General features: G+C 63.1%; 20 protein-coding genes. 19 read left to right on the top strand and 1 reads right to left on the bottom strand.

Annotated elements, in window-relative coordinates; all coding sequences use genetic code 11:
• Window positions 1-17 precede the first annotated feature (17 nt).
• Genes FEZ60_RS02770 through aroQ form a run of 3 tightly spaced genes read left to right on the top strand, consistent with a single transcriptional unit; the run spans window position 18 to window position 2,087 of the window.
• Window positions 18-527 carry a shikimate kinase gene (locus FEZ60_RS02770; RefSeq protein WP_033232167.1) on the top strand — a complete coding sequence of 170 codons (510 nt, stop codon included), beginning with the start codon at window positions 18-20 and terminating at the stop codon, window positions 525-527.
• Between the two features lie 25 nt (window positions 528-552).
• Window positions 553-1,662, top strand: a complete 1,110-nt coding sequence (aroB, locus tag FEZ60_RS02775; RefSeq protein WP_033232166.1) for a 3-dehydroquinate synthase — start codon at window positions 553-555, stop codon at window positions 1,660-1,662.
• Window positions 1,659-2,087, top strand: a complete 429-nt coding sequence (aroQ, locus tag FEZ60_RS02780) for a type II 3-dehydroquinate dehydratase (RefSeq protein ID WP_033232165.1) — start codon at window positions 1,659-1,661, stop codon at window positions 2,085-2,087. Before aroB ends, aroQ begins: the two co-directional genes overlap by 4 nt.
• A gap of 76 nt (window positions 2,088-2,163) precedes the next feature.
• Here aroQ and FEZ60_RS02785 read toward each other — a convergent pair whose 3' ends face one another.
• Complete coding sequence (locus FEZ60_RS02785) at window positions 2,164-2,772, bottom strand: B-4DMT family transporter (protein WP_033232164.1); 609 nt, start codon at window positions 2,770-2,772, stop codon at window positions 2,164-2,166.
• 111 nt (window positions 2,773-2,883) lie between these two features.
• On the opposite strand from FEZ60_RS02785, the gene FEZ60_RS02790 reads away from it, so the two are divergent.
• From FEZ60_RS02790 to metK, 16 genes are all read left to right on the top strand, one after another.
• The gene (locus FEZ60_RS02790) at window positions 2,884-3,978 is read left to right on the top strand and encodes a Xaa-Pro peptidase family protein (RefSeq protein WP_172935475.1); all 1,095 of its coding nucleotides are present in this window, start codon (window positions 2,884-2,886) and stop codon (window positions 3,976-3,978) included.
• 35 nt (window positions 3,979-4,013) lie between these two features.
• The gene (gene efp / locus FEZ60_RS02795) at window positions 4,014-4,577 is read left to right on the top strand and encodes an elongation factor P (RefSeq protein WP_033232162.1); all 564 of its coding nucleotides are present in this window, start codon (window positions 4,014-4,016) and stop codon (window positions 4,575-4,577) included.
• A 1-nt stretch (window position 4,578) separates the two neighbouring features.
• Window positions 4,579-5,076 (top strand): transcription antitermination factor NusB, encoded by a 498-nt coding sequence (gene nusB, locus FEZ60_RS02800; protein ID WP_045067672.1) that lies wholly within the window; start codon window positions 4,579-4,581, stop codon window positions 5,074-5,076.
• A gap of 182 nt (window positions 5,077-5,258) precedes the next feature.
• The gene (gene pyrR, locus FEZ60_RS02805) at window positions 5,259-5,885 is read left to right on the top strand and encodes a bifunctional pyr operon transcriptional regulator/uracil phosphoribosyltransferase PyrR (protein WP_033232160.1); all 627 of its coding nucleotides are present in this window, start codon (window positions 5,259-5,261) and stop codon (window positions 5,883-5,885) included.
• Window positions 5,882-6,826, top strand: a complete 945-nt coding sequence (locus FEZ60_RS02810) for an aspartate carbamoyltransferase catalytic subunit (protein ID WP_033232159.1) — start codon at window positions 5,882-5,884, stop codon at window positions 6,824-6,826. Before pyrR ends, FEZ60_RS02810 begins: the two co-directional genes overlap by 4 nt.
• Window positions 6,823-8,160: a dihydroorotase gene (locus FEZ60_RS02815; protein ID WP_033232158.1), complete on the top strand. Its 1,338-nt coding sequence runs from the start codon at window positions 6,823-6,825 to the stop codon at window positions 8,158-8,160. Before FEZ60_RS02810 ends, FEZ60_RS02815 begins: the two co-directional genes overlap by 4 nt.
• An 11-nt stretch (window positions 8,161-8,171) precedes the next feature.
• Complete coding sequence (locus FEZ60_RS02820) at window positions 8,172-8,723, top strand: hypothetical protein (RefSeq protein WP_033232258.1); 552 nt, start codon at window positions 8,172-8,174, stop codon at window positions 8,721-8,723.
• Window positions 8,720-9,895: a glutamine-hydrolyzing carbamoyl-phosphate synthase small subunit gene (carA, locus tag FEZ60_RS02825; protein ID WP_033232157.1), complete on the top strand. Its 1,176-nt coding sequence runs from the start codon at window positions 8,720-8,722 to the stop codon at window positions 9,893-9,895. Before FEZ60_RS02820 ends, carA begins: the two co-directional genes overlap by 4 nt.
• On the top strand, window positions 9,895-13,236 hold the full coding sequence (gene carB, locus FEZ60_RS02830; protein WP_033232156.1) for a carbamoyl-phosphate synthase large subunit: 3,342 nt from the start codon (window positions 9,895-9,897) through the stop codon (window positions 13,234-13,236). Before carA ends, carB begins: the two co-directional genes overlap by 1 nt.
• Window positions 13,233-14,054 carry an orotidine-5'-phosphate decarboxylase gene (gene pyrF, locus FEZ60_RS02835; protein WP_095886248.1) on the top strand — a complete coding sequence of 274 codons (822 nt, stop codon included), beginning with the start codon at window positions 13,233-13,235 and terminating at the stop codon, window positions 14,052-14,054. Before carB ends, pyrF begins: the two co-directional genes overlap by 4 nt.
• Window positions 14,055-14,111: 57 nt before the next feature.
• Window positions 14,112-15,320, top strand: coding sequence for a glycosyltransferase 87 family protein (locus FEZ60_RS02840; protein ID WP_346343321.1), 1,209 nt, complete (start codon window positions 14,112-14,114; stop codon window positions 15,318-15,320).
• A gap of 370 nt (window positions 15,321-15,690) precedes the next feature.
• Complete coding sequence (gene mihF, locus FEZ60_RS02845) at window positions 15,691-16,011, top strand: integration host factor, actinobacterial type (RefSeq protein ID WP_033232153.1); 321 nt, start codon at window positions 15,691-15,693, stop codon at window positions 16,009-16,011.
• A 60-nt stretch (window positions 16,012-16,071) separates the two neighbouring features.
• The gene (gene gmk, locus FEZ60_RS02850; protein WP_033232152.1) at window positions 16,072-16,668 is read left to right on the top strand and encodes a guanylate kinase; all 597 of its coding nucleotides are present in this window, start codon (window positions 16,072-16,074) and stop codon (window positions 16,666-16,668) included.
• Between the two features lie 73 nt (window positions 16,669-16,741).
• A complete protein-coding gene (rpoZ, locus tag FEZ60_RS02855) occupies window positions 16,742-17,041 on the top strand; it encodes a DNA-directed RNA polymerase subunit omega (RefSeq protein ID WP_033232151.1) in 300 nt (99 codons plus the stop codon).
• Window positions 17,038-18,333: a bifunctional phosphopantothenoylcysteine decarboxylase/phosphopantothenate--cysteine ligase CoaBC gene (coaBC, locus tag FEZ60_RS02860; protein ID WP_172935477.1), complete on the top strand. Its 1,296-nt coding sequence runs from the start codon at window positions 17,038-17,040 to the stop codon at window positions 18,331-18,333. Before rpoZ ends, coaBC begins: the two co-directional genes overlap by 4 nt.
• Window positions 18,334-18,508: 175 nt before the next feature.
• On the top strand, window positions 18,509-19,723 hold the full coding sequence (gene metK, locus FEZ60_RS02865; RefSeq protein ID WP_172935478.1) for a methionine adenosyltransferase: 1,215 nt from the start codon (window positions 18,509-18,511) through the stop codon (window positions 19,721-19,723).
• Window positions 19,724-19,744 lie beyond the last annotated feature (21 nt).

Genomic DNA, 19,744 nt, shown 5'->3' on the forward strand with positions numbered 1-19,744 from the left:
CGGAAGGTCCTGCCACGATGAAACCGAAAGCTGTACTTATCGGGCCACCCGGGGCCGGTAAGTCGACCATCGGCCGTCGTATCGCGCAGGCGTTGGAACTCGACCTGGTTGACACTGACGCCGAGATCGAAAAGACGACCGGACGGACGATTCCCGACATCTTCACGCACGACGGCGAGCCACGCTTTCGTGAGATCGAGGAAGATGTGGTTCGGGAAGCGTTGGCCAGCACGGACGGCATTGTCTCGCTCGGTGGCGGTGCGATCTTGTCGGAGCGCACGCGCGCATTGCTCGACGGTCACACCGTGATCTATCTCGAGATCAGTGTTGCCGAAGGGCTGCGCCGGACAGGTGCCAACAATCACCGACCGCTTCTGGCGGGCGGCGATCCCAAGGTGAAATATCAGGAATTGATGCGGCGTCGGCGTCCGTTGTACCGGCGCGCTGCCACCATCCGGATACGCACCGACGGTCGGAGTCCGTCGCGCGTCGTCGCGCAGTTGGTATCCAAACTTGAAGACAAATGATCAACCGGAGCGGAGCAGTGGAGCAGTGACCGAACCCGTAGTTGTAGAGGTGAAGACCGCAAGTCCTTACCCGGTTGTGATCGGGCGCGGTCTGCTCGGCGACATCGTCGCCGAGTTGGAGGGCACGCGGACCGTCGCGATTTTCCATCAGCCACCGCTCGCGGAAACCGCTGAGGCCGTGCGCGGCGCATTGGCGGAGAAGGGAATCGACGCGCATCGCATCGAGATCCCGGACGCCGAGGACGGCAAGGATCTGGCTGTGGCCGGCTTCTGCTGGGACGTGTTGGGACGTATCGGCCTGACCCGCAGCGACGCGATCATGAGCCTCGGCGGCGGCGCCGCGACAGACCTCACCGGTTTTGTGGCAGCAACATGGATGCGCGGCGTCAAGGTTGTGCACGTTCCGACCACATTGCTTGCGATGGTCGACGCGGCAGTGGGCGGCAAGACGGGCATCAACACCGAAGCCGGCAAGAACCTCGTCGGTGCGTTCCACGAACCGGGCGCGGTGTTCATCGATCTCGCGACTCTCGAGACGGTGCCGCATAACGAGATCGTCGCCGGTTTGGCAGAGGTCATCAAGACGGGCTTCATTTCCGACCCTGTCATCCTGGACCTGATCGAGGCAGACCCGAAGGCTGCACTGGATCCGTCGGGAACTGTTCTGCCCGAACTGATTCGACGTTCCGTCGAGGTCAAGGCCAAGGTTGTCGCAGCCGATCTTCGCGAGTCGGATCTGCGCGAAATCCTCAATTACGGACACACTCTGGCGCACGCGATCGAGCGTCGTGAGCAGTACAAGTGGCGTCACGGCGCCGCAGTGTCGGTAGGCCTGGTGTTCGCCGCTGAACTGGGTCGCTTGGCCGGGCGCCTCGACGACGCGACAGCCGATCGCCACAAGTCGATCCTCGAATTGGTGGGGCTCCCGACGTCGTACGACGACGATGCTTTTTCTCAGTTGCTCGCCGGAATGCAGACCGACAAGAAGAACCGTGCCGGACTGCTGCGGTTCGTTGTTCTCGACGGCTTGGCCAAGCCCGGCAGGCTCGAAGGCCCGGATCCGTCGCTGCTGGTTGCGGCGTACTCGGCTATTGCCCGCCCGCCCAGGGCATCCGGCGGAACGGTTCGCCTGTGAAAATCAACGTCGTCAACGGACCGAATCTCGGCCGCCTCGGTAAGCGTCAGCCGGAGGTGTACGGCGCGACCACGCACGACGATCTGGTCGAACTGTGTGTCGCGACCGGTAAGGAATTGGGCGTCGAGGTGGTTGTTCGTCAGAGCGATCACGAAGGCGACCTGCTCGGCTGGATTCACGACGCGGCGGATGCCGGCGAACCGGTAATTCTCAACGCCGGCGGATTGACTCATACCTCTGTCGTATTGCGTGATGCGTGCGTCGAGCTCACCGCCGGTCTGGTCGAGGTTCACATCTCGAATGTTCATGCGCGCGAGGAGTTTCGGCACAATTCTCTCCTCAGTCCTATCGCGGCCGGCGTGATCGTCGGATTGGGTGTTGCCGGATACCCACTGGCGATCAGGTTCCTCGCCGAGCGCGGTTGAAGTACGTAGACACAAGAAACCCACACACGACTGAGGGCTCCGAGGATGATTTCCTCGGAGCCCTCAGTCGTGGACGCTACTGTTCGCGCTTGCCCAGGTCGATGGCGGGAAAGACGGTTGTGTCGGCGTCGGATTCCTCGACCGTCATGGCAGCGCCGCTGTACGCGTGCTGGGTTGTGGGGGAGTCGTAGCCCTCGCTGACGGGGACAGGTTCATGGTGGCGCTCATGCGACGGAGTTTGCGGGGCCGTGCCGTGCTTGCGCTGCTCACGGCTCGTGAAGAACCGGCCGACGGTAACGGCGACCATCGCGGGAACGAAGATGAGCAGAATCGTGAAGGCCGCACCGGCGGTGATTTCGAAGAACAGACCCTGTTGGGTCAGTTCGAGGGCCGGGACGAGGCTCAGGAGCCAGCTGGCTGCGCCGGCGACGAAGCCACCGACAACGGCGGCTTTGAGCCACAGCATCAGGAGGTCTGCACCGTCGTCCGGCTCGGGGAACTGGCGACGATCACGGATCCCGTCGATTCCGCCCCAGATCGCAGCAAGTGCGATGACGATGAACAGGGAGAGCCATCGCAGGGTGGAGCCCTGGAGTGGCCACTGAGCGATCGCCATACCGAGCAATGCGCGAAACACAACATGTATCAGGGCCATGCCGAGGCCACGTACTAACCACGCGTTCATACCTACAGCCTAACTAGAACAGATTCCACTTGTGGCCTAACCCACAATTATTGCTGTAACCGCGCGTTTCGGATTGAGAGGGAGACCGCGACGAGCGGGTAGGTTCGAGTCATGTCAGTTGATCATCGGTCCCGCCGCGATGCCCTCCGTACGCTTCTGGTTGAGCGCGAACTCGACGCGATTCTCGTCACAGACCTTCTGAACATCCGCTACCTCACGGGGTTCACCGGATCGAACGCCGCGCTGGTGGTGAGCGCTCGAGATGCTGATGGCGACGAGGATGCGACAGTAATCTGCACGGACGGTCGTTACGTCACGCAAGTTGCCGAGCAGGTGCCGGATCTACGGGCCGAAATCGATCGTTCGAGCGCAGCGCATCTGATCGGAACCTTCTCGGGCGACGTCCTGGCTTTCGAGGCGCACGTCGCGACGTTTGCCGAGCACCGATCCTGGACGGAGTCGGCGCCGTCCGTCCGGTTCGAACCGGTGAGCGGGCTTGTCGAGAAACTACGGATGGTCAAGGACGAGCACGAGATCGGATTGTTGCGTGCCGCGTGTGCGGCGGCCGATGATGCGTTGGCGCAGTTGATCACTCGCGGGGGACTGCGGCCGGGTCGCACCGAACGCGAGGTGGGCCGCGAACTGGAAAACCTCATGTTCGAGAGCGGCGCCGACGGAATCTCCTTCGAGACGATCGTGGCAGCCGGATCGAACTCCGCGATTCCGCATCACCGACCCACCGGTGCGGTATTGGCGTCTGGCGACTTCGTGAAATTGGACTTCGGCGCCCAGGTCGGCGGGTATCACTCCGATATGACTCGCACCTACGTGCTGGAGACTGTTTCCGATTGGCAACGGGACGTCTACGAACTGGTTGCCAAGTCCCAAGCGGCCGGCTGCGCGGCCCTGGTTCCCGGTGCAGAATGTGCCGCCGTCGACGCTGCGGCACGCTCGGTGATCGACGACGCAGGGTACGGCGAGTTGTTCCTGCACGGCCTCGGACACGGTGTGGGGCTGGAAATCCACGAAGCTCCCGGAATCGGGAAGCTCGGCACCGGTACACTTCTTTCCGGCGCGGCGGTGACCGTCGAGCCGGGCGTGTACTTCTCCGGGCGCGGAGGCGTACGGATCGAGGACACGCTCGTTGTTCGTGAGCAGGGGCCAGAGCTGCTCACACTGACCGCAAAAGACCTTACCGTCATCTGAGACGGTTTCCCGACCCCCTAGGAGACGCGAAGCAAGTGGCTTCCACCAGTGATTTCAAGAACGGTCTGGTTCTGCAGATCGAAGGCCAGCTGTGGACGATTATCGAGTTCCAGCATGTCAAGCCCGGCAAGGGCCCTGCCTTCGTGCGTACCAAGCTCAAGAACGTGCTCTCGGGCAAGGTAGTGGACAAGACGTTCAACGCCGGTGTGAAGGTCGAGACCGCCACGGTCGACCGCCGCGACATGACCTACCTGTACCACGACGGTAGCGACTACATCTTCATGGACGGCGACACCTACGACCAGATTCCGATCAGCGAAACTGTCGTCGGCGAGCAGTCGCGTTTCCTTCTCGAGAACATGGCCGTTCAGGTTGCGACTCACGAGGACGTCCCGCTTTTCGTCGAGCTCCCGGTCACGGTCGAGCTTGTCGTTCAGCACACCGATCCGGGCCTGCAGGGCGACCGCTCCACCGGTGGCACCAAGCCTGCCACCCTCGAGACCGGTGCCGAGATCAACGTGCCGCTGTTCATCAACACCGGTGACAAGCTCAAGGTCGATTCGCGTGACGGTAACTACCTCGGGCGTGTGAATTCCTAAAGTGTCCGGCACTCATAAGAAACTCGGTGCGCGCCACAAGGCGCGCAAGCGTGCTGTCGACTTCCTTTTCGAAGCCGAGGCACGTGACCTCGACCCGGTAGAACTGGCGTCGGAGCGTTCCGATCTGTCCGTCAAGGACGACGCAGTAGCTCCCGTTGCCCCGTACACGGTCACCTTGGTGTCCGGAGTTGCGGAGAACCTCGACCGGATCGATCAGGTCATCTCGTCGCACCTGCAGGACTGGACGCTCGAGCGTCTGCCCGCAGTCGACCGCGCGATTCTGCGTATTGCCGTGTGGGAGCTCTTCCACGCGACGGACGTCCCGCCGGTTGTTGCCGTGGACGAGGCCGTCGAATTGGCAAAGCAGTTGTCGACGGACGACTCGCCCGGATTCGTCAACGGAATCCTCGGCCAGGTTGTCCTCGTAGCTCCGCAGGTTCGTTCGGCCGCTGCGGCGACTTCGCAGCGCGCGCAGGACACCGATTCGGGTACCGAGTAGCTCTACCGTTCCGCGTATTTCAGTACTACCGCCCGCCGTGCGAGCTTAGGTTGTGTGTCTGCACACAACCCGTCATGACGACGGCTCGCGCGGCGGGTTTCAGGTCTGTCGGCTGATAGGGTGGGGAACCGTCAGACATCCTTTAACGATCCGTCCAGTGAGGCGGAGAAGGAGGTCGCTGTATGAGCGTGCCCGAAGGGTCTCGCCCATCCGATCTTGCAGGTCCAGATACAACGCAGGCCAGTGACGCCGAGACCCGCGAATTGCTGTCCGCCCAGGATGTGGGCCGGACCGTCGCGCGAATCGCGCACGAGATCATCGAGAAAACGGCACTCGACGGACCAGAAGGTACTGCGCCCCGCGTCGTCCTCATCGGTATTCCCACCAGGGGCACCACCATCGCGACACGTCTTCGCGACAAGATCGAAGAATTCTCCGGTGTGCGTACACCCATCGGATCTCTCGACATCACGCTCTACCGTGACGATCTCCGCACCAAGCCGCACCGCCCCCTCGAACGGACCTCCGTTCCCGAAGGTGGCGTCGACAACGCGTTGGTCGTACTCGTCGACGACGTCCTGTTCTCCGGCCGTACCGTCCGCTCCGCCTTGGACGCTCTTCGTGACCTGGGACGCCCGCGTGCGGTGCAGCTTGCCGTACTGGTCGACCGCGGCCACCGCGAACTCCCGCTGCGCGCCGATTACGTCGGCAAGAACGTTCCCACCGCGAGGTCCGAGGACGTCAAGGTACTCCTTCAGGAACACGACGGCCGGGACGCTGTGGTCATTTCCGGAGGTAAGAGCGCGTGAAGCACCTTCTCTCCATCGCAGACCTCAACCGAGAGTCCGCGATCGAACTTCTCGACGAGGCCGAACGCTTCGAGCAGGCACTCCTGGGCCGTGAAGTTCACAAGCTCCCGACACTTCGTGGCCGCACAGTGATGACGGTGTTCTTCGAGAACTCCACCCGCACCCGGGTGTCCTTCGAGGTGGCCGGTAAGTGGATGAGCGCCGACGTCATCAACGTCAGTGCATCCAGCTCGTCGGTGTCGAAGGGTGAATCGCTGCGCGATACCGCGATGACACTGCGTGCTGCCGGCGCCGACGCTCTGATCGTTCGTCACCCCGCGTCGGGCGCAGCTCATCAGATCGCCCAGTGGACCGGCACCGCATCGGACGGTGGCCCCGCGGTCATCAACGCCGGCGACGGCACTCACGAACATCCCACGCAGGCGTTGCTCGACGCTCTGACCTTGCGTCAGCGTCTTGGCGACATCGAGGGCAAGCGGATCGCCATTGTCGGCGACATCCTGCACAGTCGTGTCGCGCGTTCGAACGCGTTGCTTCTGTCGATGCTCGGCGCCGAGGTTGTCCTCGTTGCCCCGCCGACGCTGCTGCCGATCGGCGCACACACGTGGCCGGTCACCGTCTCGCATTCACTCGACGCGGAACTGCCCGGACTCGATGCAGTCCTGATGCTGCGGGTCCAGGCCGAACGCATGAACGGCGGATTCTTCCCGTCGCAGCGCGAGTACTCGATCAATTACGGCCTGTCCGAGAAGCGTCTCGGAATGCTGGCCGATCACGCGGTGGTCCTGCACCCCGGCCCGATGCTGCGCGGCATGGAAATTGCCTCGGCTGTCGCAGATTCCCCCAAAGCTGCTGTGCTGCAGCAGGTTACCAATGGTGTGCACATGCGCATGGCTGTCTTGTTCCGGCTTCTGGTCGGTTCAGAGGACGGTGCGATGTGACAAGCAATCAGAACGGAGAATCACCGGTGAGTGTCCTGCTCCGCGGCGTACTGATCTACGGAGAAGGGGAAGCCGTCGACGTCCGTGTCGGCGACGGAGTCATTCTCGAGATCGGCGTGAACCTGGATCCGGCCACCGCATCCGAGGTGATCGACGGCAGTGGTCAGATCCTGCTTCCCGGATTTGTCGACCTGCACACGCATCTGCGTGAACCCGGTCGTGAAGACACGGAAACCATCGAAACAGGTTCTGCGGCAGCCGCTCTGGGTGGATACACCGCAGTCTTCGCGATGGCGAACACCAGCCCTGTCGCCGATTCCGTGGTCATCACCGATCACGTGTGGCGACGTGGCCAGGAAGTCGGCCTCGTCGACGTCCATCCCGTCGGAGCTGTCACTGTCGGCCTCGAAGGCAAGCAGCTCGCCGAGATGGCAACCATGGCCGCCGGTGTCGGCAAGGTCAAGATGTTCTCCGACGACGGTCATTGCGTCGACAACCCGCTGATCATGCGCCGCGCGCTCGAATACTCCAGCTCGCTGGGCGTTCTCATCGCGCAGCACGCCGAAGAGCCGCGTCTGACGGTCGGTGCAGTTGCACACGAGGGCCCGACGGCCGCTCGCCTCGGATTGGCCGGCTGGCCACGCGCCGCGGAAGAGTCCATCGTTGCCCGCGACGCACTCCTTGCCCGTGATGCCGGCGCCCGGGTCCACATCTGCCACGCGTCGACAGCGGGAACCGTCGAACTCGTCAAGTGGGCTCGCGGACAGGGTATTTCGATCACTGCCGAGGTCACCCCACACCACCTGCTGCTCGACGATTCGCGTCTCGAGACGTACGACGCCATCAACAAGGTCAACCCGCCACTTCGTGAGGCCAGCGATGTTGCTGCCCTGCGCAAGGGCCTGGCCGAGGGCATCATCGACTGCGTGGCCACCGATCACGCTCCGCACGCCGAGCAGGACAAGTGCTGCGAGTTCGCCGCTGCGCGCCCCGGCATGCTCGGCCTCGAGACGGCGCTCTCGATCATCGTGCAAACGATGGTGGAGCCCGGACTGCTCGACTGGCGCGGCGTTGCTCGCGTCATGAGTGAGCGTCCCGCAGCGATTGTCGGCCTCGACGATCAGGGCCGCCCCATCGAGGTGGGGGAGCCGGCCAACCTGACGTTGATCGATCCCTCCGCAGAATGGACCGTGCACGGCAAGGCACTGGCGAGTGTCGCGAGTAACACTCCGTATGAGTCGATGACATTGCCTGCTCGGGTCACGACCACACTGTTACGTGGCCGCGTTACTGCACACGACGGATCGCCGCGGCTGCTGAGCAGCAAGGAGTAGGCGTCATGGAGATGGAAAGAGTTCTGTGGATTGTCGGTCTGGTGGTCTTCTGGGCCGCGATGATCGGTTTGATGTTCATCGGCTGGCGTGGCCGCGCCCGACGACAGAAAGACAAGATCGGCGAGCTGCCCACGGTGCCGGCGACGTTGGGTGAATTGCTGGTCATGCCGACCACCGGCTTGTACGTCGGTAGCACCATCGCGCCCAGCTGGCAGGACCGCATTGCGGTCGGAGATCTCGGATTCCGGGCGACCTGCGAGATCAGTCGCTACTCCAACGGCATCCTGGTCGAGCGTGACGGGGCGTCCGCTATCTGGATCCCCGAGAAGTCGATCCGCGCGATCCGCACCGAGAGCGGTCTCGCAGGCAAGGTCATGAGCAAGGACGGGGTCCTGGTCATCCGCTGGGAGTTGCCGAGCGGAACCGAGATCGACACGGGCGTGCGCGGCGACGACAAAATGGTGTACCCGGACTGGGTCAAGCCGGTTACTGCTTCGAACAAGACGAACAACAATGAAGACGCAAGCTCTGGCGACATCGAGCAGAACGGAAAGAACGCATGAGCGGCTTTGACAGCAGCCCCGCAGTACTGGTCCTCGAAGACGGACGGGTGTTCCGCGGAACCACCTTCGGCGCGGTTGGACAGACGCTGGGCGAAGCGGTGTTCAGCACCGGCATGACCGGCTACCAGGAAACGCTCACCGATCCCAGCTACCACCGCCAGATCGTGGTCTCCACTGCGCCGCAGATCGGCAACACCGGCTGGAACGACGAGGACGACGAGTCCGTCGGACCGACCGGGGACAGCGCCGGCGCGAAGATCTGGGTTGCCGGATACGTCGTTCGTGACCCCTCTCGGGTGACCTCGAGCTGGCGCGCGACGGGTTCGCTGCAGGCCAAGCTCGAAGAGCAGTCGATTGTCGGCATCGCCGGTATCGACACGCGCGCCCTGGTTCGCCACCTGCGTACTCGCGGTTCGATGAAGGCCGGAATCTTCTCCGGTGAGGCCATCGCCGCCGACGACGAGTTGGTCCGACGGGTCCAGGATCAGCCCACCATGCTCGGCGCCGATCTTGCCGGTGAGGTCAGCACCACCAGCGGCTACATCGTCGAGCCGAAGGGCGGCGAGGCGCTGTACACGGTTGCCGCCATCGACCTCGGTATCAAGACGAACACCCCGCGCATGTTCGCCGAGCGCGGCATTCGCGTGCACGTACTACCGTCCAACGCGAGCCTCGAGCAGATCCTCGACCTCAAGGCCGACGGTGTGTTCCTCTCCAACGGCCCGGGCGACCCGGCCACCGCCGACGGCGCAGTGCACCTGACGAAAGAGGTCATCGGACAGGGCTTGCCGCTGTTCGGTATCTGCTTCGGCAACCAGATCCTGGGCCGCGCCCTCGGCCTGAGCACGTACAAGATGAAGTTCGGCCACCGCGGCATCAACATCCCGGTGATCGAGCATCAGACGGGTCGCATCGCGATCACCGCTCAGAACCACGGCTTCGCACTCGAAGGTGAAGCCGGCCAGGAATTCGACACCCCGTTCGGTCGCGCCGTGGTAAGCCACACCTGCGCCAATGACGGAGCCGTCGAAGGTGTTCGCCTGCTCGACGATTCGGCCTTCTCGGTGCAGTACCACCCGGAAGCCGCAGCCGGCCCGCACGACGCCGCGTATCTCTTCGACCGCTTCACCAGCCTGCTCTCCGCACGGAAAGAAACCGGAGTCAAGAACTAATGCCACGCCGTACAGATCTCAAGCACATCCTGGTAATCGGCTCCGGTCCGATCGTCATCGGTCAGGCCTGCGAGTTCGACTACTCGGGCACCCAGGCTTGCCGCGTCCTCCAGGAGGAGGGCCTGCGCGTCAGCCTGGTCAACTCCAACCCGGCCACCATCATGACGGACCCCGAGTTCGCTGACGCTACCTACGTCGAGCCGATCACGGCCGAGTTCCTCGAGAAGGTCATCGCCAAGGAAGCGTTGCAGGGCAACAAGATCGACGCCGTCCTTGCGACGCTCGGCGGTCAGACCGCTCTCAACGCCGCTGTGGCGCTGCACGAGCAGGGCATCCTCGAGAAGTACGACGTCGAGCTGATCGGTGCCGATTTCGACGCCATCCAGCGCGGCGAGGATCGCCAGAAGTTCAAGGACATCGTTGCCAAGGTCGGCGGCGAATCCGCGAAGTCGGCTGTTTGCTACACGATGGACGAAGTACACGCCACGGTTGCCGAACTCGGCTACCCGGTTGTCGTACGCCCTTCCTTCACCATGGGCGGCCTCGGTTCCGGTATGGCGTACAACGTCGACGATCTCAACCGGATCGCCGGCGGCGGTCTGGCTGCATCGCCGACCGCCAACGTCCTGATCGAGGAATCCATCCTCGGTTGGAAGGAATACGAACTCGAACTCATGCGTGACAGTCGCGACAACGTCGTGATCGTCTGCTCCATCGAGAACGTCGACCCGGTTGGTGTCCACACCGGCGACAGCGTCACGGTCGCCCCGGCGATGACGCTGACCGACCGCGAGTACCAGGCAATGCGCGACCTCTCCATCGACATCCTGCGTGAGGTGGGCGTCGACACCGGCGGCTGCAACATCCAGTTCGCGATGGACCCGGCCGACGGCCGCCTGGTTGTCATCGAGATGAACCCGCGCGTCTCCCGCTCGTCGGCACTGGCATCGAAAGCGACCGGGTACCCGATCGCGAAGATGGCCGCCAAGCTGGCCATCGGATACACGCTCGACGAGATCGTCAACGACATCACCAAGGAAACGCCGGCCTGCTTCGAGCCGACGCTCGACTACGTCGTCGTCAAGGCTCCTCGCTTTGCGTTCGAGAAGTTCCCCGGCGCCGACGGAACTCTGACCACCACGATGAAGTCGGTGGGTGAGGCAATGAGCATCGGCCGCAACTTCACCGAGGCATTCGGCAAGGTCATGCGCTCGCTCGAGACCAAGCGTGCGGGTTACTGGACGGGCCCCGAGGTTGAAACCGAGAGCCTCGAAGCTCTGCTTGCCGATATCAGCGTTCCGCAGGACGGCCGGATGTACGGCATCGAGAAGGCATTTGCCCTCGGCGCCACCATCGAGCAGCTCTTCGACGCCACGAAGATCGACCCGTGGTTCCTCGATCAGTTCCAGCAGATCCACGAACTCGGCGAAAAGCTGCGCGTTGCAGAAACTTTCGATGAAATTGCGTTGCGTCAGGCCAAGTACCACGGTCTTTCGGATCGTCAGATCGCGGCCCTGCGCCCCGAACTCGGCGGCGAGGACGGTGTTCGCGCTCTGCGTGACGAGCTCGGTGTCCGCCCGGTCTACAAGACCGTCGACACGTGCGCCGCAGAGTTCGAAGCCAAGACGCCGTACCACTACTCGACGTACGAACTCGACCCCAACGCCGAGTCCGAGGTCGCCCCGCAGACCGAGCGTCCCAAGGTCCTGATCCTCGGATCAGGCCCCAACCGCATCGGTCAGGGCATCGAGTTCGACTACTCGTGTGTCCACGCTGCGCAGACTCTGTCCGAGGCCGGCTACGAGACCGTCATGGTCAACTGCAACCCCGAGACCGTCTCGACGGACTACGACACCGCTGATCGCCTGTACTTCGAGCCGCTCACGTTCGAGGACGTGTTCGAGGTCTACCGCGCTGAAGCACAGTCGGGCACCGTTGCCGGCGTCATCGTCCAGCTCGGTGGCCAGACCCCGCTCGGGTTGGCCAAGCGCCTCGAAGCTGCGGGCGTTCCGATCGTCGGAACCAGCCCCGCAGCCATCGACCTCGCCGAGGATCGCGGTGAGTTCGGTCGAGTGCTGACCGAAGCCGGTTTGCCCGCACCGAAGTTCGGTACAGCCACCACGTTCGACGGCGCCCGCGACATCGCGGCAGGCATCGGCTACCCGGTCCTGGTGCGTCCGTCGTACGTGCTCGGTGGACGCGGCATGGAGATCGTGTACGACGAGGCTTCACTCGCCAACTACATCTCCCGGGCCACGGAAATCTCCGACGACCGCCCCGTGCTGGTCGACCGCTTCCTCGAAGATGCGGTCGAGATCGACGTCGACGCTCTCTGCGACGGCACCGAGGTGTACCTCGCGGGCGTCATGGAGCACATCGAGGAAGCCGGCATCCACTCCGGTGACTCGGCATGTGCGCTGCCGCCCATCACGCTGGGCCGTGCAGACCTCGAGAACGTTCGCCGCTCCACCGAGGCTCTGGCCAAGGGAATCGGCGTCAAGGGCCTACTCAACGTGCAGTACGCACTCAAGGACGACATCCTCTACGTCCTCGAGGCGAACCCGCGCGCCAGCCGCACCGTCCCGTTCGTCTCCAAGGCGACGGCTGTGCAGTTGGCCAAGGCCTGTGCTCGCGTCATGCTCGGCGAATCGATCGCCGAACTGCGGGTCAGCGGAATCCTGCCTGCAGAGGGCGACGGCGGAAACACCCCGGCCGGCGCACCGATCGCGGTCAAGGAAGCAGTACTGCCGTTCAACCGGTTCCGCCGCGCCGACGGAACCGGAGTCGACACCCTGCTGAGCCCGGAAATGAAGTCCACCGGCGAGGTCATGGGCATCGACTTCGACTTCGGCACTGCCTTCGCCAAGTCGCAGACCGCTGCCTACGGATCGCTGCCCACCGAAGGCGCCGTGTTCGTCTCGGTTGCCAACAAGGACAAGCGTTCGCTGATCTTCCCGGTCAAGCGTCTTGCGGACCTGGGCTTCACGATCCTCGCGACAGACGGAACCGCAGAGGTCTTGCGCCGCAACGGTATCGAGTGCACCAACGTGTACAAGCAGTCCGGTGAAGAGGTGCCTGAGGGTGCTGTGACCATCGTCGACCAGATCCGCAGCGGTGAGGTCGCCATGATCATCAACACCCCGTACGGCAACTCCGGCCCACGCGTCGACGGCTACGAGATCCGCAGTGCCGCTGTGGCGTCGAACATTCCGTGCATCACGACAGTGCAGGGCGCTTCGGCTGCCGTTCAGGGCATCGAAGCTGTTCTGCGCGGCGACATCGGCGTTCACTCCTTGCAGGAACTGCACGCCGGACTGCGTCAACCGTCCGCACAGTCGTGACCCTCAGTTGGGGTCAGCGCCTTCGGTCCGCGACTGCGGACCGGGGGCGGCTGTGTGTGGGCATCGACCCGCATCCAGCTCTTCTCGACGCGTGGGGCTTGCCCCGCTCCGCTGACGGCTTGGCGAAGTTCGCGGACATCTGCGTCGAAGCGTTCACCGGTGAAGTTGCACTCGTGAAGCCGCAGGTTGCTTTTTTCGAGGCGTACGGCAGCGCAGGATTCGCCGTGCTCGAACGCACGATCGCGGCTCTTCGCGACGCCGGGACGCTCGTCGTGGCTGACGCCAAGCGCGGCGACATCGGTTCCACCATGGATGCGTATGCACAGGCGTGGCTCGGTGAATCGCCGCTGACCTCGGATTCGGTGACGGTGTCGCCGTACCTCGGGTTCGGCGCCTTGGCTCCGGCCTTGGACCTTGCTCGCGAGAACGCGCGCGGAATCTTCGTGCTCGCGCGCACGTCCAACCCCGAGGGCGGCGGATTGCAGCAATCCTCCGCCGGTGGTGTGTCGGTGGCGCAGTCGATCGTCGACGACGCCGTTGCCGCCAACGCAGACGGCCGTGACACTGTCGGACTGGTTGTAGGCGCTACTCGCGATCACGGCTTGGACCTGACCGACTTCAACGGTCCGATCCTGGCTCCGGGACTCGGCGCTCAAGGTGCGACGGCCGCCGATCTGGCCGAGATCTTTGCCGGTTCGACGGAGTTGCTCCTGCCGAACTCGTCGCGCGGTGTTCTCAAGTACGGACCGTCTATCTCGGCGCTCCGCGAGGCCGCCAGGCGTGATCGGGACGAGATCGAAGCAGCGTTGGCGAACTGATCCGTGAGCGATCACGACGTATCCAGTGGTGTCGGATCGCGGTGGTACCGTCCTGCGGTGAGTGGATTGGACGGATTGTGGACGCGTCGCTGGTGGCGCGTCGGGGTGCTTGTTGTGGTGTGTGGGTTGTTGGCCACCTCGTTTCAGGCTCTGACCGGTGTACACGGCGACGACCTCGCGGTGTACCGGACGGCCGGGCAGGCCGTCTTGGATGGCACAAACCTCTACGACGGCTCGTTCAACGCCCGATTGCCGTTCACGTATCCACCGTTTGCCGCCGTCGTTGCCGTCCCGGTGGCGATCGGCACCTGGGGTTTCATGCAGTGGACGTGGAGTTTCATCAGTCTTCTGATGCTGGCCGCGATCATCGTACTGAGCTACCGGGGAGTGCCGCTCACACGTAAGCGACCGCTGTCGGTCTATGTGGGATTCCTGATTCTGTGGACGATTGCGTCGCCGATTTCGGATCACCTCGGGTACGGGCAGGTTGGACTGTTTCTGACGTTCCTGTGCCTGATCGACGTCCTCGCGCGGCCGAAGTGGCTGCCCGAGGGCGTCTTGGTCGGCATAGCCGGAGCTGTCAAACTCGTGCCCATCGTCTACCTCGGCTACTACGTCATCACCGGGAAGTGGAAGGCCTTTGCGGGCGGCGTTGCGGGTTTTGCGGGAGCAACCGCCGTAGGTTTCGCGATACTGCCACGAGCGAGCCTCGACTACTTCGGTGACATCGCATCGCTGTCGGGACGCGTCGCCGTGGGAGACCCGGCGGTCTTCGGAAATCAGTCGCTCCGTGGAATGGCGCTGCGGGTGCTTCCCGACGCCATGGTGGGGCCTGTGTGGCTGGCTGCGTGTGTTGTTCTTGCCGGGCTGGGGATTCTTGCGACTCGGCGTGTACAGCGCTTACGCGGGGATCTGGCGGCGTTTACCGTGGTCGCGCTGCTTGCCGCTGTAGTGACACCTATCGCGTGGACCCATCATTTCGTGTGGCTGGTGCCGGCCGTTGGCGTGCTCTTGACGCCGCCGCGGGGGAGGAGCACGATTCCCGCCTGGTCGTTGGCCGCCGTTGCGCTGACTGCAGCAGTGGTGCTGTTCCGGTTGCCGCGCGTCGGCGCAGACCTCGACGTCCCGGTTGTCGGCTTTGTCTTGGAGAATTCTTTACTCTGGGTTGCGTTTGCTGTCCTCGTGGCGTTGGTCGTACCGGGTGCGGACCGAAATGCCGGTGCCGACGCGAGCGCCGGCGATCCGAAATCTTCGCTTTCTGCGTGAGTTTCGCTCGCGACACGCGCAAACGCGTCGAATTGCGTCGAAAAATTTGACTGTGGCACCGGGCACGTTTGGTGGCGGTGCGGCCGACGCCTGGGGCAACCTTGGGTGCTATTCGGTAGTTTTACCGAAAATCCCTGTGTTACAATAGTTTTCGCAATCATATTAACGTCCATGTTGTTTTGTTTCGGTCGAGATAGCGCTGTCGTGCACATCGATTTCGAGATACGTTTCAGAGCGCATAACCCACCGTGATCTGCACCGGACCGCGGGGGGTGGGTTAGCAATTCGCGCCAGGCGTGAGTACGGTCGCTATCGCTGCTGGTTATCCAGTGGAATAGACAAAATTTGCACACGACGAGACGGAGGAACCGTGGCCCTTCCCCAGTTGACTGATGAGCAGCGCGCTGCTGCTTTGGAGAAGGCAGCTGCTGCCCGCAAGGCCAGGGCTGAGCTCAAGGAGCGCCTGAAGCGTGGCGGCACCGACCTTAAAGAGGTCCTCAAGGACGCCGAAGACAACGAAATCTTGGGCAAGATGAAGGTTTCTGCACTGCTCGAGGCTTTGCCGAAGGTGGGCAAGGTCAAGGCTCAGGAGATCATGACCGAGCTGGAGATCGCTCCGACCCGTCGCATCCGCGGCCTCGGTGATCGTCAGCGTCGGGCTCTGCTCACCAAGTTCGACTTCGAGGTCTGAGTCGAACCGTGAGAAAAACTGGCGCAACAGTAGTGATGAGCGCTGCGAAAACAGTTTCTTATGAGTGCTGAGGCTGTGTCAGAGAGCAAGACTGCAGTGCGGAGGGGTCGGCTGGTTGTACTAGCCGGCCCCTCGGCTGTCGGTAAGTCGAGTGTGGTCCGCGAACTGAGGACTCGGTTGCCCGAGTTGATGTTCAGCGTGTCGGCAACGACCCGCGATCCTCGCCCGGGTGAGGTGGACGGCAAGGACTACCGCTTCACCACTCGCGACGAGTTTCAGCGGATGATCGATTCCGGTGAGCTCCTCGAATGGGCCGACATTCACGGCGGACTGCAGCGATCGGGCACACCAGCGGCTCCCGTCGAAGAAGCTCTCGAAGCAGGACGACCCGTACTGGTCGAGGTCGATCTGGCCGGAGCCCGTGCGGTACGCAAGGCAAAACCCGAAGCTCTCCTGGTGTTCATGGCTCCGCCGAGTTGGGACGTTCTCGTCCAGCGACTCACCGGGCGAGGCACCGAATCCGACGAGGTGGTCGCGAGGCGCTTGGAGACGGCGCGAGTCGAATTGGCCGCCCAGGACGAGTTCGACACGGTCATCGTGAACGAGGATGTAAGCCGGGCTTGCGATGAGTTGGTATCCTTGTTGGTTGGGAACTGATTTTCATCCATCCAGGTGCATAAAATCGATTCATGTAGGCCTTCATTCAAGATCTAATTCAGGAGACACAAGAGTGAGCAGCACTTCAGCCGCGTCCGCCGCAAGCCAGGGCGCTCTGCCTGCCTACGACACTCCGCTCGGCATCACCAACCCGCCGATCGACGAGTTGCTCGAACGCACCTCCTCGAAGTACGCCCTGGTCATCTACTCGGCCAAGCGTGCTCGCCAGATCAACGATTACTACAACCAGCTCGGTGACGGCATCCTCGAGTACGTCGGCCCCCTCGTCGAGCCGGGCCTGCAGGAAAAGCCGCTTTCCATCGCGCTGCGCGAAATCCACGCTGATCTGCTCGAGCACACCGAAGGCGAGTGAGCACGTCGTCTGCCGCTCCCGAATCGGTTTCGGGCACCGGGGGAGTAGCGGAAACTTCCGGTACGGCGCGTAAACGCATCGTTGTGGGTGTCGGCGGGGGTATCGCGGCGTACAAAGCGTGCGCGATCATCCGCAGCTTCACCGAGAGTGGTCACCACGTTCGCGTGATTCCCACCGAGTCCGCACTGGAATTTGTCGGCAGAGCAACCTTCGAGGCGCTCTCCGGCAATCCGGTGCACACCGGTGTCTTCGCCGATGTACCGCAGGTGCCGCATGTCCGACTCGGGCAGGAAGCGGACCTTGTTGTCATCGCGCCGGCTACGGCCGATCTGATGGCACGTGCCGTCATGGGCCGAGCTGACGATCTGTTGACCGCAACATTGTTGACCGCTCGTTGTCCCGTCGTCTTCGCTCCGGCGATGCACACCGAAATGTGGGAACACCCCGCAACGGTGTCCAACGTCGCGACCCTGCGTTCGCGCGGAGTCCACGTGATCGAACCGGCATCAGGACGATTGACCGGCAAGGACACCGGTGCTGGTCGCTTGCCCGAACCCGAAGAGATCGTGGGCCTCGCGTCGTTGCTCCTCGAGCGCAGCGACGCTTTGCCTCGTGACCTCGAAGGTCGTCGAGTCCTGGTCACCGCCGGTGGTACCCGCGAACCGCTCGATCCGGTTCGTTTCCTCGGCAACCGCAGTTCGGGCAAGCAGGGGTACGCCCTGGCTCGCCTGGCCGCGCAGCGAGGTGCACAGGTCACGCTGATCGCCGGATACACGGCCGATCTAGCGGATCCAGCAGCTGTCGACGTCGTCCACATCAAGACCGCCGAAGATCTTCGATTGGCCGTCGAGAAGCATGCCCCCGGGCAGGACGGCATCATCATGGCCGCTGCCGTCGCCGATTTCCGGCCCACCACGGTGGAGGGAAGCAAGATCAAGAAGGGTGCAAACGAACCCGACTCGATCCCCCTGACGCGCAACGCGGACATCCTTGCCGGCCTCGTCGAATCGCGTCGGGCCGGTGACCTTGCCGCGGACACCGTCATCGTCGGATTTGCGGCTGAGACCGGTGACGCACACGGTGACGTCCTGAGTTACGCCCGTTCGAAACTTGCTCGTAAGGGCTGCGATCTCCTTGTGGTCAACGCAGTCGGCGAGGGCAAGGCATTCGAAGTTGATCACAACGACGGTTGGCTTCTCGGCTCCGACGGATCCGAGGCGGCACTGGAACACGGTTCGAAAGCGTTGATGGCCAGCCGCGTGCTGGATGCGCTCATTACGTTATTCCCGTAGAGGGGTGAGGGGCTTCTCACCCGTTTCGGGTGAGCGTAAGGGTGTTGCGCCGAGCGTTCAACGGATATCGTCGGCGCAGCTACACCCTGAATAAGCGACAAAACGGCCACCACACGGTGGTCGTGTTATTTCAATAAGCTGTAGTCATGAACTCAAGGCGTCGAGAGGGAGATCTGTGAGCAAGTCCGGCAGTCGGCTATTCACCAGCGAGTCCGTCACCGAGGGGCACCCGGACAAGATCTGTGACGCGATCAGCGACTCCATCCTCGACGCGATCCTCGCGCAGGATCCGCGTGCCCGCGTCGCCGTGGAGACACTCGTCACCACTGGCCAGGTTCACGTCGCCGGTGAGGTCACGACCACGGCATACGCCGACATCCCCAAGATCGTCCGCGACACCGTTCTCGAGATCGGTTACGACAGCTCCGCCAAGGGCTTCGACGGCAACTCGTGCGGTGTCAACGTCGCGATCGGTGCGCAGTCCCCGGAAATTGCTCAGGGCGTTGATCATTCGCACGAAGCTCGGGTCAACGGAACTCTCGACGACGAAATCGACCGTCAGGGCGCCGGCGATCAGGGCCTGATGTTCGGCTACGCCACTACTGATACGCCGGAACTGATGCCGCTTCCCATCGCGATGGCTCATCGCTTGTCGCGTCGTCTGACCGAGGTTCGCAAGAGCGGCGTCTTGCCATACCTGCGTCCGGACGGCAAGACTCAGGTCACCATCGAGTACGACGGTGACAAGCCGGTTCGTCTCGACACCGTCGTCATCTCCACCCAGCACGCCGCAGACATCGACCTCGACAACCTGCTGACCCCTGACCTTCGCGAGAAGGTGCTCAACTCGGTGCTCGCAGACATCAATGTCATTGATCTGGACACCTCCGACGTGCGTCTGCTCGTCAACCCGACGGGCAAGTTCGTGCTCGGTGGCCCGATGGGTGACGCCGGCCTGACCGGACGCAAGATCATTGTCGACACCTACGGCGGAATGGCTCGCCACGGCGGCGGCGCATTCTCCGGCAAGGATCCGTCAAAGGTCGACCGCAGTGCGGCATACGCAATGCGCTGGGTTGCAAAGAACGCCGTTGCGGCCGGCCTCGCCGATCGCATCGAAGTTCAGGTTGCCTACGCGATCGGCAAGGCTGCTCCCGTCGGCTTGTTCGTCGAGACGTTCGGTACCGAGAAGACCGACCCGGCTCGGATCCAGCAGGCCATCACAGAGGTATTCGACTTGCGGCCCGGAGCGATCATCCGCGATCTCGATCTGCTTCGTCCGATCTACGCACAGACTGCGGCGTACGGTCACTTCGGACGCACCGACATCGATCTCCCGTGGGAGAGCACGGATCGTGCGGACAAGCTGCGCAGCGCAGCAGGTCTCTGATAACTGACGTACAGACGGGGC

Source organism: Rhodococcus sp. MS16 (assembly GCF_013277795.1).
GTDB classification, from domain to species: Bacteria; Actinomycetota; Actinomycetes; order Mycobacteriales; family Mycobacteriaceae; genus Rhodococcus_F; species Rhodococcus_F globerula.

Excerpts from the sequence above, each read along its gene's own strand:
- carB (WP_033232156.1), top strand. The coding sequence starts at position 9,895 with ATGCCACGCCGTACAGATCTCAAGCACATCCTGGTAATCGGCTCCGGT.
- FEZ60_RS02790 (WP_172935475.1), top strand. The coding sequence starts at position 2,884 with ATGTCAGTTGATCATCGGTCCCGCCGCGATGCCCTCCGTACGCTTCTG.
- FEZ60_RS02785 (WP_033232164.1), bottom strand. The coding sequence starts at position 2,772 with ATGAACGCGTGGTTAGTACGTGGCCTCGGCATGGCCCTGATACATGTT.
- gmk (WP_033232152.1), top strand. The coding sequence starts at position 16,072 with ATGAGTGCTGAGGCTGTGTCAGAGAGCAAGACTGCAGTGCGGAGGGGT.
- pyrR (WP_033232160.1), top strand. The coding sequence starts at position 5,259 with ATGAGCGTGCCCGAAGGGTCTCGCCCATCCGATCTTGCAGGTCCAGAT.
- carA (WP_033232157.1), top strand. The coding sequence starts at position 8,720 with ATGAGCGGCTTTGACAGCAGCCCCGCAGTACTGGTCCTCGAAGACGGA.
- FEZ60_RS02770 (WP_033232167.1), top strand. The coding sequence starts at position 18 with ATGAAACCGAAAGCTGTACTTATCGGGCCACCCGGGGCCGGTAAGTCG.
- FEZ60_RS02820 (WP_033232258.1), top strand. The coding sequence starts at position 8,172 with ATGGAAAGAGTTCTGTGGATTGTCGGTCTGGTGGTCTTCTGGGCCGCG.